This window comes from Caproicibacter fermentans, from assembly GCF_014303955.1.
GTDB classification, from domain to species: Bacteria; Bacillota; Clostridia; order Oscillospirales; family Acutalibacteraceae; genus Caproicibacter; species Caproicibacter fermentans.
The window spans coordinates 3,387,082-3,400,188 of sequence record NZ_CP060286.1; the positions used below are offsets into that span (position 1 = coordinate 3,387,082).

The following is a 13,107-nucleotide window of genomic DNA, read 5'->3' on the forward strand; positions in this document are numbered from 1 at the left end:
ATGCCGAACACGGAGGGCCCGATGCAGGAGCTTGAATTTACCGGGAGACGCGGATTTGTCTTCTCAATCACATGGCCGATTTTTGTGGAGCTTGTGCTTCAGATGCTGGTCGGCAACGCGGATCAGATGATGGTCAGTCGTTACTCCCAAAGCGCTGTGGGCGCTGTCAGCAACGCGAATCAGATGATTGGGCTTTTGATTCTGTTTTTCAACGTTGTCAGTATGGCGTCCACAATTTTAATTACCCAGTATATCGGCGCCGGGAAACCGGAGCGCGCGGAAGAAATTTATTCCTTGTCGCTGTTTGTCAACTTGCTGGCCGGTCTTGGGGTCAGCGGTCTGCTGATGTTTTGCAGCAGGCCGATCTATACCCTGATGAAAGTGCCCGGCGAGCTGATGGACCAGACCTGTTTATATTCGTCCATCGTGGGCGGCGGAATGGTGTTTCAGTCGCTTTACGTTACTTTCATCGCTTTTTTCCGCAGCAACGCCATGATGAAAGTAACCATGTTCGTTTCGGCTGTTTTGAATCTGGCAAATATCGGGGGAAATTTTATCCTGATCAACGGCTTTTGGGGAATTCCGGCCCTGGGTGTGGCGGGCGCGGCAATTTCCAGCGACATAAGCCGTTTGATCGGGCTTTTTGTGATTGTGCTTTTGTTTCGCAGGCTGGTGGGGGCCCGTATTTCAATGCGGGCGCTGCGCCCGTTTCCGCTTGGGCAGCTGAACCGCCTGCTGCGCATCGGCCTTCCCTCGGGGGGCGAATCCATCTCCTATAACCTTTCACAGCTCGCGATTCAGGCGATGTGCAACCTGTTCCCGGTGTTTGTCATCAACACAAAGGCCTATGCCGGGACTTTTGCCATGATTACCTATATTTTTGCGTCGGCAATCTCACAGGCGACGCAGATAATGGTCGGCTATCTGATGGGCGCGTGCCGCGCAGAGGATGCAAACCGCAGAGTAATGGCGACGCTGAAGCTTGCCGTGGCGGTTTCTTTCCTGATTTCCGTCCTGCTTTATTTCGGCAGCGACCGGCTGTTCGGGCTCTTTACCGACGACGCCGACGTCATTCGGCTGGGCCGGCGGATTCTCGCGGTTGAAATGATTCTGGAAATCGGCCGCGCGATAAATATTGTTCTGGTGGGAGCGCTGCAGGCCGCTGGAGACATCCGGTTTCCGATTTATGTATCGGTGATCGGCGTCTGGTTTGTGGCGGTCGGCGCGGGGTATCTGCTCGGCGTTTGGGGAGGCTGGGGCCTTAGCGGAATGTGGGCCGCGATGGCCGCGGATGAATGCATCCGCGGCGCGGTTCTTCTGATTCGCTGGAGAAGGGGAAAATGGAGATCAAGGAATCTTCTGGCATAAATCCGGATTGATTCCGGATGGGAAAGGACGGCAAGGTATGGTGCGCGCGGTGATTTTCGATATGGACGGCCTGATGTTCGACACGGAACGCCTTTATGATCAGGCGATTGAACAGGCCGGCAATGAGTTGGGTTACTCCGGCATCGCGGATCTGTCGCGTGATATGATCGGGGTTAGAGAGACCGACTGTGTCCCTCTGTATCAAAAGCGTTTCGGCAGCGGGTTTTCTTATCCGCTTTTTGCGGCGCGCAGGCAGGAGATCATCGACGAATTCATCCGAAAAAACGGCGTGCCGGTCAAGCCGGGGCTGTTTGAACTTCTTCGGTATTTAAAGCAGGGCGGGTTTCGCCTGGCGGTCGCGACCGCGACCTCTCGCCGCCGCGCTTCCGGTTATCTGGAACAGACCGGAGCCGCCGGTTACTTTGACCGCATGATTTTCGGCGATATGGTGGAGCAGTGCAAACCCTCTCCGGAAATATATTTGAAGGCAGCGGAGGCGCTCGGCGCCGCGGCGGAGGACTGCATTGCACTGGAGGATTCGCCGTGCGGAATTCAGGCGGCTTGCGCGGCGGGAATGAAAGCCGTGATGATCCCCGACCTGATCGAGCCGGACGCGGCGCTGAGGAAACTGTGCTGGTCCTGTGAGCCGTCGTTGACCGATGTGATAAAATTAGTTGGGGAAACAAGATCGGAGGAGGGCGCGGTTTGAAAATACTGGTGGATGCGGACGCCTGCCCGGTGAAGGAAATCATCGTCCGTCAGGCGAAAAGCCTCGGAATTCCGGTCACGATGCTGATTGACACGAGCCACGTCCTTGACGACGGCTACAGTACGGTAATTACCGTCGACAAGGGAAGGGACAGCGCGGATATCCGGCTGGTCAACCTGATAGAACCGGGCGATCTGGTCGTAACGCAGGATTTCGGCGTAGCCGCCATGTCCCTGAGCCGCGGGGCGGTCGCTTTGAATCAGAACGGGATGGTTTACGGGGAGGACAACATGGACCGCCTGCTGTTTGAGCGCGCCCTCGGACAGAAGATACGGCGCGCGGGCGGCAAAGCGGGAAAAAACAGAAAAAGAACGAAAGAAGACGACGAATCATTTGCGCGGCAGTTGGAAAACATGATTCGCAGAACGGGAAAATCGGAGGAACAGTTCAATCATGGATCAGATTTATGACGTAATCGTAGTAGGAGCGGGTCCGGCTGGCATTTTCACCGCTCTGGAGCTTGACAGGCTGGCACCGGACAAAAAAATACTGGTTGTGGATTCCGGCAGTGCGCTGGAACGCCGCTCCTGCCCCGCGCGGACCCTCGGGCAGTGCGCCCACTGCGCGACCTGCAGCATCATGAACGGCTGGGCGGGCGCGGGGGCGTTCTCCGACGGAAAGCTGTCCCTTTCGGAAGAGGTCGGCGGCAATATCACCGACTATATGACGGTCGACAAGGCCAGGGAGCTGATCCGTTATGTGGACGGGATCTACCTGCACTACGGCGCGCCGGATCAGGTTTACGGCAAAAGCGACAAGTTCGCGGATAAAATCGCTTATGAGGCGCGAAAGGAAAACATCCGCCTGATTCCATGCCCGGTGCGGCACATGGGAACCGAATATTCGTTTAAAGTGCTGCTTGAAATGTACCGCTACCTGAATTCGCGTCCGAATTTCGAGTTCCGGGAGAGAACGACCGCCGAATCCGTTCTGGTCGAAAACGGAAAAGCGGCGGGCGTGCGCCTGTCGGGACCGGACGGCGGTCAGGCGGTCAGGGGAAGGCATGTTGTGGTCGCCCCCGGGCGCGGCGGAGCCGACTGGCTTTCCCGCGTCGCACAGGAGACCGGGCTGGACATTACCAATAACGAGGTGGACATCGGCGTGCGGGTCGAGGTGCCGAACGCGGTGATGGACCCGTTGACCAAACATCTTTATGAGGCCAAGCTGGTCTATTATTCGGATACGTTTGAAAACCGCGTGCGTACCTTCTGCATGAACCCGGGCGGCATTGTCAGCGAGGAGCACTACGACGTCGGTTCCGGTATCGCGGTTGTGAACGGCCACTCCTACGCGGAGGAGGAACGGCACACGGACAACACGAATTTTGCGTTGCTGGTTTCCACAAAATTCACGGAGCCGTTTCATCAGCCGATTGAGTACGGGCGCTACATCGCGCAGCTTGGCAATATGCTGACCGGCGGCGGAATCATGGTGCAGCGGCTCGGCGATCTGCTGATGGGCCGCAGGACGGACGCGACGCGCCTTTCCAAGTCGACGACGATCCCGACGCTGAAAAGCGCGGTTCCGGGCGACCTGTCGTTCGTTCTGCCGCACCGTCACCTGACCAGCATTGTGGAGTCGCTGCGCGCGTTCGACAAGCTGGCGCCGGGGCTTTATTCCAAGAATACGCTGCTTTACGGCGTGGAGGTCAAATTCTATTCCTCCAAGGTTTCGGTGGGGCCCAATTTCGAGACCGGGGTGGAAAATCTGTATGCCATCGGCGACGGCGCGGGCATTACGCGCGGGCTGATGCAGTCCTCCGTGACAGGAGTGGTTGTGGCGAGAGACATCGCGGAGAAAAATCCGTAAATGAAAAATAAGGGGTTGTCCGGAAAACCCCTGACAGGCAGCCTGCCTGAGAGCACAATGAATTTGGGCACTTTACAGGCCTATTCCGGGCATCTCATCCAACGATTCTATCTGCTGTTCTGTGTTCGGCGCCAATATTGACGCGTTATAATATAATTCGGTCGGGATGGTTCGGGGCGGAACGCCGGGCTGTCGTTTACTTTCTCTGTTACGGAAAGGTTGAAGATTCACACGGAATCTGATCTTCCTCTTTCCGTTTGGATGTCTCCTGAAATGCAGCCGACGCTTAAATTGGCAGGAAAGGGGAACCTGTTTGAAAAATATTAGCTTTCTGATAAAGCCTGCCTCCAGCTTATGTAATCTTTGCTGCCGCTATTGCTTTTACGATGATGTTTCCGGAAAGCGCTCCGTAAAGATCTTGGGATGTATGTCCGAGGAGACGGCGGAGCTTTTGATCCGCTCGGCTTTTGAGACCGTGGATCCGGGCGGAGAAATTTCCTTTGCCTTTCAGGGAGGGGAACCTACTCTGGCCGGTTTGGATTTCTTTCAGAAATTTGTTGCGCTGGAGGACCGGCATAAAAGGCCCGGGGTCAGGGTGAGTCACACAATACAGACCAATGGAATGGCTCTGGACGACGATTGGGTGGACTTTCTCAGGAAACACGGATTTTTGGTGGGGCTTTCCGTGGATGGAACAAAGGATCTCAATGACCTTTATCGAATGGATCATAATGGGAAAGGAACATGGAACCGCGTCATAGGCGCATGGAAGCTTTTGAAGAAGAACAAGGTGGAAGTCAACCTGCTTTGTGTTGTGACGGGTCAGTGCGCACGCAGCCCGCAAAAGGTTTACAATACGCTGAAAAGGCTCGGGGTGCGCTACCTGCAGTTCATTCCGTGCCTCGACCCTTTGGAAAAAGAACGTGGAAATGAGCCGTATTCGCTCTTGCCGGAGGCTTATGGAAAATTTCTCTGCGGGCTTTTTGACGCCTGGTATCTGGATTGGCAAAAAGGGGAATACGTCAGCGTCCGCCTTTTCGACGATTACGTTCATCTGCTGATGGGGATGCCGTCCGGCTCCTGCGCGACTTCGGGCAGCTGCGGCAGCTATATTGTGGTGGAAGCCGACGGCAGCCTTTACCCGTGCGATTTTTACGTTCTGGACGAATGGCGTCTGGGGACGCTGCAGAATACGTCCTTGGCCGACGCCGCCGATGGCGCGCTTTGGTGTAAATTTCAAAGCGACGGACAGAAAAAGCCGGATGCCTGCGACGGCTGCAAATGGTATTTTATCTGTCAGGGCGGATGCAAGCGCGATTGGCAGTCAATGAACGGGCGGGTGGAAAACTATTATTGCCCGGCTTTCCGCCGCTTTTTTGAGTACGCGGCACCCAGACTGGCTGAAATCGCCCAAACGGTTTCCCGGACCCTTTCCGGCGAAATATGCTGACAAATTTCCGGTTTGTTCCAGGGAGCCGATAGGGCTGTTTTCCGGTTACCCGGAGGGCGCCCTCTTTTTTCTGCGATAGTTTTCCAAAAACGACGGCAAGCTCCCAATTCGGCCTAAAAGCCGAATTGGGAGCTTAATTTTTTGTGTATTTTTTTGTAAGTATTTGAAGGCCCGGCTGTACTCTTTGCGAGGATTAAAAATTGTTGCAAGGAGGAGTATTAATGACAGAAATCAATCTGGACATGTTCCAGGCCGGTGCGGTGGCCGCTCTGGTTTATTGTCTGGGCCGTTTCCTGATCGAAAAGGTACCTGTTTTGAACAAGTACTGTATTCCCGCTCCCGTTGTGGGCGGGCTGATCTTTTCCATCCTGAATTTGTGCCTGCATTTGTCCGGAGTTGCGGAGATCGGCTTTGATTCGACGCTGCAGACCGTGTTTATGACGATCTTTTTCTGTACGGTCGGCTTTACGGCGTGCTTCAGTCTGCTGAAAAAGGGCGGAATCCAGGTGCTGATGTATTTGGGACTGGCGCTCGGGATGGTGATCCTTCAGGATCTTATCGGCGGCGGACTGGCGGGTGTGTTTGGAATCGACCCCAAACTGGGCCTGTGCATGGGTTCGATTCCCCTGGTAGGAGGGCACGGAACCTCCGCGGCGTTCGGGCCCATGCTGGAAAAGAACTTCGGAGTGGTTGGGGCAACCACCGTGGCGATTGCCGCGGCAACGTTCGGCCTGGTGGCCGGCGGAGTGATGGGCGGGCCGCTCGCCCGCCGCAGGATTCAGAAACACGGGCTGCATTCCACCGCCCTGGAAGAAAACATCACGGATGCGGAAGCGGAGGAAAAGACGACGATTCATCCGCAGCGGTTTGTCAATGCGTCTTTGTTTATTGCGGTGGCGATCGGGGCAGGCACGCTGGTCGTGGCGCTGTTCAAAAGCTGGGGAATAACAGTACCCGGATACATTGGCGCGATGCTGGTGGCGGTCGTCATACGGAATGTCTGGGATGCAGGTAAGAAAGAGGTGCCGATGCCCGAAATCGATTCCCTGGGCAACCTATCCCTTCAGCTTTTCCTCGCGATGGCATTGATGGGCCTGAAGCTGTGGCAGTTGGCCTCTCTGGCGGTGCCGATGATCGTGATCCTTCTTGTTCAGACAATTCTGATGGCGTCTTACGCCTACTTCGCGGTGTTCAATCTCATGGGCAGGGATTATGAGGCTGCCGCGATGACGACTGCGTTCTGCGGCTTTGGCATGGGTGCCACGCCGAACGCGATGGCGAATATGGGGGTTCTTGCGGACCGGTACGGCCCGTGCCCCCGCGCGTATTTCATCGTTCCTCTGGTCGGCAGCTTATTTATCGATATGTTCAACAGCGGTATTCTGACGATATTTATCAATCTCTTTCCCTAATGCGTGTTTGAATTTCGGGATTAATCCCAAATAAATGGAGGCTTTTGAATTATGAGCAAAAGTGATTATGTCAATCAGGTTTTGGCGGATGTGAAAAAGAAAAGTGCGGACGAGCCGGAATTTGTTCAGACGGTCGAGGAAGTGCTGACTTCCATCGCACCCTTTATCGACGCGCATCCGGAGTACCAAAAGGCCGCGCTTCTCGAACGGATCACGGAGCCGGAGCGCACCATCGAATTCCGCGTCACCTGGGTCGATGATGCGGGAAAAGTCCGGGTCAACCGTGGATACAGGGTTCAGTTCAACGGCGCCATCGGCCCCTATAAGGGCGGGCTGCGGTTTCATCCGTCCGTCAATCTTTCGATCATGAAGTTCCTCGGATTTGAACAGACGTTTAAAAACAGCCTGACCACTCTGCCGATGGGTGGCGCAAAGGGCGGCTCCGATTTTGATCCCCGCGGAAGAAGCAACGCGGAAATCATGCGTTTCTGCCAGGCGTTTATGACGGAGTTGTACCGCCACATCGGCCCCGACGTGGATGTTCCCGCCGGAGACCTCGGCGTCGGCGGCCGGGAAATAGGCTATCTGTACGGGCAGTACCGCAGAATCCGCGGCGCTTTTGAAAGCGGTGCGCTGACCGGAAAGGACCGTTCCTTCGGCGGAAGCCTGATTCGTCCGGAAGCGACCGGGTTCGGTGCCGTCTATTATGTCGCGAGCATATTTGAGCATGAAAAGGAGACGTTTCACGGAAAGACCTTTGCCATCTCCGGATTTGGAAACGTCGCATGGGGCGTTGTTCAAAAGGTCAGCCAACTGGGAGGGAAGGTCGTAACGCTTTCCGGTCCGGACGGCTATGTTTACGATCCGGACGGAGTCTGCACGCAGGAAAAGTTTGACTTTATGCTGAAAATGAGGAGCAGCGGTCACGACAAGGTCAAGGACTACGCGGATCGGTTCGGCTGCGAATTCTTCGCGGGCCAAAAGCCGTGGGGAGTAAAGGCGGATGTCGTCATGCCCTGCGCGACCCAGAACGACGTCGGCCTGGAAGAAGCCAGGAAAATCGTGGCAAACGGCGTCAGGTATTACATAGAAGTTGCAAACATGCCCACAACCAACGAAGCGCTGTTCTATTTGATGAAACAGAAAAATATCATCGTGGCTCCGTCGAAAGCGGTAAACGCCGGCGGCGTTGCGGTCTCCGGCCTTGAAATGTGCCAGGACAGCGAACGAATTTCCTGGTCGGCCGACGAGGTGGACTGCAAGCTGAAAGAGATCATGAAAAACATCTACGAATCGTCCGAAAAGGCGGCGGCGGAATACGGGCTTGGCTACAATCTGGTCGCGGGCGCGAACATTGCTGGGTTTAAAAAAGTAGCCGACGCGATGCTCGCTCAGGGAATTACGTCCTGATCCCCCGTAAAAGAGAGAAAGGAGTCCCCCGGACATGAAGGTATTGTTTTTAAAAGAAATGGACCGCTCGGCAAAGGACATACTGGTAAAGAACGGAATTCAGGTGATTGTAAGTCACAGCCGGAGCGAGGCGGATTACGTCCGCGAGATCCAAAGGGACCAGGTGGACGGAATCTTTTGCCGGACGGAGGAGGTGACGCCCGCCATGATGGGTGCTTCGGCCCGGCTGAAGGTGATTGCAAAGCAGGGCGTGGGCCTGGATAACATAGACGTTCCGTATGCTACAAACAACGGCATTCAGGTGGTTTACGCCCCCGGCGGCAATGCCAATTCGGTCGCGGAGCACACCATCTTTCTGATGCTGGCCTGCGCGCGCAGATTCAATTATGTGGACGGGATTTTCCGCGCCGGCAACGCTGAGGTGCGCTACACGCTTCACGACACTTTTGAATTGAAGGGCATGACGCTGGGTCTGCTGGGGTGCGGGCGAATCGGGCAGCTGGTGGCCCAAAAGGCGGCCCGCGGCTTCGGTATGAACGTGATCGGCTACGATCCCTACCTAAAACAGGACGCCCTGGATGCGGCGATCACGTTGAAAAAGAGGAAGGAAGAGGTGCTGCGGGAATCTGATTTTATCAGTCTTCACATGCCCTCCACACCTCAGACGCGAGGGACGGTCGGGGCCGCGGATTTTGCCCTGATGAAACCGACCGCTTCGTTCATCAACGCGGCCCGCGGCGATGTCGTGGTGGAAAAGGATTTGATCCTGGCGCTTCAGTCAGGACGGATCCTCGGCGCCGGCGTGGACGTCTACGCCCATGAACCGATCGGCCCGGACCACGCGCTGTTAAAAATGCCGCAGGTGATCGCGACGCCCCATACGGCGGCCACCACGGAGCAATCCGTCAAAAAGTGCTGCAGTATGGCGGCGCAGGGGATCGTGGAAGTCCTGACAGGGCAGAAAATCTCGTTTCCCGCCAATCATCCCAAAATGGTATCCTGATTACAACTTTTTGACATAGATAGGTCAACTTCTCCCCAAAACCCAAGCCGGATACGCAGAGTCCGGTTTGGGTTTTGAAGTTTCGACGGAGGTGCAAAATGAAAAAAAGATTCGTGATGAAAAAAGGGCTGATGCTTAAAATCCTGCTTTTCATCGGCGTGCCGGTCGCGGTGATTTTTGTAATGACCGCTTTTTTTATGACTCATGCGGTTAGACAATCCGTTTCAGAACTGACAACCGACGAATTGACTTCAAAATCAGTCTCGGCATCCTATGAGGTAGACAATTATTTCTCCAAATACAGGACGGTTGTGGAGCAGATGACGACAAGCGACCTTTTGCAGCAGTTTTTCTCGGAATCGGACGAAGAGAAGTACGGCGCCGCAGGCGGGTATGGGCGGATCAAGAATACGATTCAGAACATCTACCGGACGGATCCCGACGATTTTTCCTCCGTATGGTTCGGCGACTGCAAGTCCAATATGATGATCTCCAAAAACAAGGATAAGCCGTACAGCAAGAAGCTGTCCGAACGACCGTGGTATAAGCCGGCCGTGGAGAAAAAAAGCGTAGTCTACATTGAGCCGTACCAGGATTCCGTGACCGGGAAGATGGTAATGAGCCTGGTTGCCCCGATTTACCGGACCGGAACGGAGAATCTGGTCGGCTTCGCGGGCGTCGATATCACGCTGGACCGGCTTTATCAGATCTTGAAGGGGTACCGGCTCGGCGACTCCGGATTCTATATCCTGACCAGCGCCGGGGGCCGGCTGATCTATTATCCCGACGAGTCCCTTAAAAACAAGAGCATCAAAAGCTCCGGAATGTCTGAAAATGCAATCGGCAAGATCTCCGCCGGGAAGACGGGCTTTCTCTCTTACCGTGCGCTCGGCAGCCTGAATTTCGGTTATGTGTCGCCGGTGGGGGACACCGGCTGGACGGTCACGACCGGCCTGCCGGAAAACGAGTTCTATCGTTCCTATCATGCCATCCTACGCTCGCTTCTGGCGATGTTTATCGTTTCCCTGCTCATCATTCTGGGGCTGATACTGCTGACGTCGAAAAGCATTGTAAATCCTTTGATCAAACTGAAAAACACGGCGCAGGAGATTGCGGACGGAAATCTGGATACTAGGATCGACGCGGGCGGAACCGACGAGGTCGGCCGGGTCGCGCAGGCGATGTCCGGGACCGTGTGCCGGCTGCGCCAGTACATCGATTATATCGACGAAATATCAAATGTGATCGACCGCATCGCAAAGGGCGACTTTACTTTCGAACTGCAGTGCGATTACGCGGGGGAATTCGCAAAAATCAAGACTTCTCTCGAAAACATCAAGATCACGTTCGCAGGCGCCTTCTCAGAGATCGACAGGTCCGCGGACCAGATCGCAAGCGGCTCCGGAGAAGTGGCAAACGCGGCGCAGGCGCTGGCGCAGGGGGCGACCGAACAGGCGGGCTCCGTCGAACTGCTGTCCGATTCCGTCGGGGAGATTTCCGGGAAGATCAGGAACAACGCGGCGAATGCCGCCAATGCCGAAAAGCTTTCCGAAGCAGTCATGACGGAAATCAGGAATGAAAATGAGCTGATGTCTCAGTTGACGGCCGCGATGAACGAAATCGGGACGTCGTCCGACCAAATTTCCAAAATCATCAGGGCAATCGAGGACATTGCGTTTCAAACCAACATTCTTGCCCTGAACGCCGCGGTGGAGGCGGCACGCGCGGGGGACGCTGGAAAGGGATTTGCCGTTGTGGCGGAAGAAGTTAGAAATCTGGCGGCAAAGAGCGCGGAGGCGGCGAAAAGCACGACCCATCTGGTCCGCAACGCCATCCAGTCGGTCGAGCACGGTACCGGCATTTCGGAAAAAACCTCCCGGTCCTTTCAAACGATCGTAGATTCCGTGGAAAAGACGGCGCGCTCCGTGAAGGAGATTTCAAAGAGCAGCAGTGAGCAGGCTGCTTCCGTGGAGAGGGTCACGCAAAGCCTGAGCCAGATCTCCGCGGTGGTTCAGACAAACTCCGCGACCTCGGAAGAAACCGCCGCTTCCAGCGAAGAGCTGAGCGGTCAGGCCCAGTCGCTCAAGACTCTTTTGGGACGTTTCAAATTCAACCGATAAACAAAAACCGGCGAAAACGATTTTCGCCGGGCACGGCTCCGGCTTTACTGTTCGGATACAATCAGCAGCCCGTCGATAAAATTTTTCACGCTGATTTTTCCGCCCCGGGGACGCTTTCCGCGGATATAATCCATTTCCGCTTTGACTTCTTCAAACGGGAACAGGCTTCCCGAGTACTGCGCGAAGGTTTCGTTCATGAAATCTTCTATTCCCAGCTGCGCCAGATTCCTCATTCCCTTCGCAATCGCACGCCGGATCCTTTGCTCCATGCTTTGGGGAACCGTGGACAGCTGGCCGCACAGACGGCCGATGTTCACCTGGTAAATCGAAATTTTATTCTCGTGTAAGTACTGGCAAATCTTTAGAATGTCGATGCAGCCCTTTTCGCCTGACATGCCGAGCTGGTTCATTGTGAGCTTCGCTCGGTTAAAATAGGGCTCCGGTTTCACTGCGGCGGGAGGGGAAGGGTTTTCCTCAAAATGAAACAGGTTCCGGATACTGTCGAGGGTACGCTCGTTTTGAAGCTGAACGGAGACCGTCTGTATGACCGATTTCACTTCGATGGAATTGATCGGCTTGCTGATGAAAAAGTCCACTCCCGAATGATAGGCTTTTTCAATTAATTTTTTATCGGAAATCTGAGAAATCATGATGTATTTTGCGCGGCAGGAGAGGTCCCTAAGGCTTTTGATCACCTGAATTCCGTCTTTCTTCGGCATCAAAAAATCGACTAGGACGATGTCCGGCCGGGACGACAGAATGGCCTGCTCGTCGGGAGGGCCGCCGTCGGAGCTTCCGCAGATGATCCCCAGATTCTGCTGCTCGACCAGATCCTCCAGCGTGTCGATCACGGGCTGATCGTCTTCGACAATGTAGATTCTCATCTCAGTCCCCTCTCCAGAGCGGAGGCCGGTATATCCATGTGAAATTCCGTTTTTACGTTCGGCTGGGATTCCACACGGATCGTGCCGTGGAACTGCTCCTCTACCGTGCTTCGAACCCCGGAAAGTCCGACCCCCCGAAACATATTCCCGTTTTCCAAATCGAATTTTGTGGAAAAGCCGTGCTGAAAAATTTTGGGGATGTTCTTTTCAGAAATCCCCGGCCCGTCGTCGGAAACGGAGATCTGATAGGTTTGCCCCGCCAGCTGCTCGGTAATATCGACCCGATGTTTCCTGTGATTTTTTTCCTCGCTCAGCGCAATCGCCTCAACGGAATTGTTCACCAGATTTTTCAGCAGCAGCATGACGGAGTAATGCGCCTGCGTTAGGAAATCATGCTGATACTGAAAATTCAGACTGATGTTGAGATGCTTGGACTCGATCATCCGATAAGTCGCGTCTCTGAGAATCGTCAAAATATCGCTGAACCACATCTCTTTTTCCGGGTACTGGTTTCTGACCTCCTGCTCCAGGCCTCTGATGATGCAAATGTAATCTTTCTTGATTTCATGGACGTCCCGCGCGATCATCAGCGCCCACTCCTTGGTTTGCAGCTTTACCTGCTGATTGGACAGCGCTTCGTAAAGGCGGTAGGAGTTGCTCATGATCTCTTCAATTTCTTCCGTGTTCTTTTTCATGAAATAAATTTCATTTTTTAGCCCCGCGGTCATTAGAAACAGCCGTTGGTACCGCTGCTCGTGTTCCTTTTTTGTCAGAAGGAAGCGATAGCGCTCAATCAGCAAAAGAATAAAACCTACCAAAATGGTCCGCACGACCGCGACCGAAAGAAGCTCAAACACACGTCGTTTTTGAATCGGAAAACCG

General features: G+C 54.6%; 11 protein-coding genes. 9 read left to right on the top strand and 2 right to left on the bottom strand.

Annotation, left to right across the window (positions count from 1 at the left end; genetic code table 11):
- The first annotated feature begins 21 nt into the window (after nt 1–21).
- The 9 genes from HCR03_RS16830 (at nt 22) to HCR03_RS16870 (ending at nt 11,341) form a co-directional block, all read left to right on the top strand.
- Nucleotides 22–1,368: an MATE family efflux transporter gene (locus HCR03_RS16830; RefSeq protein WP_156991367.1), complete on the top strand. Its 1,347-nt coding sequence runs from the start codon at nt 22–24 to the stop codon at nt 1,366–1,368.
- Between the two features lie 37 nt (nt 1,369–1,405).
- Nucleotides 1,406–2,077 carry an HAD family hydrolase gene (locus HCR03_RS16835; RefSeq protein ID WP_066645918.1) on the top strand — a complete coding sequence of 224 codons (672 nt, stop codon included), beginning with the start codon at nt 1,406–1,408 and terminating at the stop codon, nt 2,075–2,077.
- Complete coding sequence (locus HCR03_RS16840) at nt 2,074–2,547, top strand: YaiI/YqxD family protein (protein ID WP_156991368.1); 474 nt, start codon at nt 2,074–2,076, stop codon at nt 2,545–2,547. The genes HCR03_RS16835 and HCR03_RS16840 overlap by 4 nt, the downstream gene beginning before the upstream one ends.
- Nucleotides 2,531–3,946, top strand: a complete 1,416-nt coding sequence (locus HCR03_RS16845) for an NAD(P)/FAD-dependent oxidoreductase (protein ID WP_187035542.1) — start codon at nt 2,531–2,533, stop codon at nt 3,944–3,946. The genes HCR03_RS16840 and HCR03_RS16845 overlap by 17 nt, the downstream gene beginning before the upstream one ends.
- A 313-nt stretch (nt 3,947–4,259) precedes the next feature.
- Nucleotides 4,260–5,396, top strand: a complete 1,137-nt coding sequence (locus HCR03_RS16850) for an anaerobic sulfatase maturase (RefSeq protein WP_187035544.1) — start codon at nt 4,260–4,262, stop codon at nt 5,394–5,396.
- A 221-nt stretch (nt 5,397–5,617) separates the two neighbouring features.
- Nucleotides 5,618–6,808, top strand: a complete 1,191-nt coding sequence (gene gltS / locus HCR03_RS16855; protein ID WP_187035546.1) for a sodium/glutamate symporter — start codon at nt 5,618–5,620, stop codon at nt 6,806–6,808.
- 51 nt (nt 6,809–6,859) lie between these two features.
- Complete coding sequence (gdhA, locus tag HCR03_RS16860) at nt 6,860–8,218, top strand: NADP-specific glutamate dehydrogenase (protein WP_066645929.1); 1,359 nt, start codon at nt 6,860–6,862, stop codon at nt 8,216–8,218.
- A 34-nt stretch (nt 8,219–8,252) separates the two neighbouring features.
- The gene (locus HCR03_RS16865; protein ID WP_066645931.1) at nt 8,253–9,221 is read left to right on the top strand and encodes a hydroxyacid dehydrogenase; all 969 of its coding nucleotides are present in this window, start codon (nt 8,253–8,255) and stop codon (nt 9,219–9,221) included.
- A 98-nt stretch (nt 9,222–9,319) separates the two neighbouring features.
- On the top strand, nt 9,320–11,341 hold the full coding sequence (locus HCR03_RS16870) for a methyl-accepting chemotaxis protein (RefSeq protein WP_187035548.1): 2,022 nt from the start codon (nt 9,320–9,322) through the stop codon (nt 11,339–11,341).
- A gap of 44 nt (nt 11,342–11,385) precedes the next feature.
- Here the strand turns inward: HCR03_RS16870 and HCR03_RS16875 are convergent, their stop codons facing one another.
- Both HCR03_RS16875 and HCR03_RS16880 read right to left on the bottom strand, forming a co-directional pair.
- Nucleotides 11,386–12,225: a DNA-binding domain-containing protein gene (locus HCR03_RS16875; RefSeq protein WP_187035549.1), complete on the bottom strand. Its 840-nt coding sequence runs from the start codon at nt 12,223–12,225 to the stop codon at nt 11,386–11,388.
- Nucleotides 12,222–13,082 (bottom strand): ATP-binding protein, encoded by an 861-nt coding sequence (locus HCR03_RS16880; protein ID WP_187035551.1) that lies wholly within the window; start codon nt 13,080–13,082, stop codon nt 12,222–12,224. The genes HCR03_RS16875 and HCR03_RS16880 overlap by 4 nt, the downstream gene beginning before the upstream one ends.
- Nucleotides 13,083–13,107: the final 25 nt, after the last annotated feature.

What these genes read in the sequence shown, in the direction of transcription:
- HCR03_RS16835 (WP_066645918.1), top strand. Translation starts at nt 1,406, where the DNA reads ATGGTGCGCGCGGTGATTTTCGATATGGACGGCCTGATGTTCGACACG.
- HCR03_RS16875 (WP_187035549.1), bottom strand. Translation starts at nt 12,225, where the DNA reads ATGAGAATCTACATTGTCGAAGACGATCAGCCCGTGATCGACACGCTG.
- HCR03_RS16870 (WP_187035548.1), top strand. Translation starts at nt 9,320, where the DNA reads ATGAAAAAAAGATTCGTGATGAAAAAAGGGCTGATGCTTAAAATCCTG.
- HCR03_RS16830 (WP_156991367.1), top strand. Translation starts at nt 22, where the DNA reads ATGCAGGAGCTTGAATTTACCGGGAGACGCGGATTTGTCTTCTCAATC.
- gltS (WP_187035546.1), top strand. Translation starts at nt 5,618, where the DNA reads ATGACAGAAATCAATCTGGACATGTTCCAGGCCGGTGCGGTGGCCGCT.
- HCR03_RS16845 (WP_187035542.1), top strand. Translation starts at nt 2,531, where the DNA reads ATGGATCAGATTTATGACGTAATCGTAGTAGGAGCGGGTCCGGCTGGC.
- HCR03_RS16865 (WP_066645931.1), top strand. Translation starts at nt 8,253, where the DNA reads ATGAAGGTATTGTTTTTAAAAGAAATGGACCGCTCGGCAAAGGACATA.
- gdhA (WP_066645929.1), top strand. Translation starts at nt 6,860, where the DNA reads ATGAGCAAAAGTGATTATGTCAATCAGGTTTTGGCGGATGTGAAAAAG.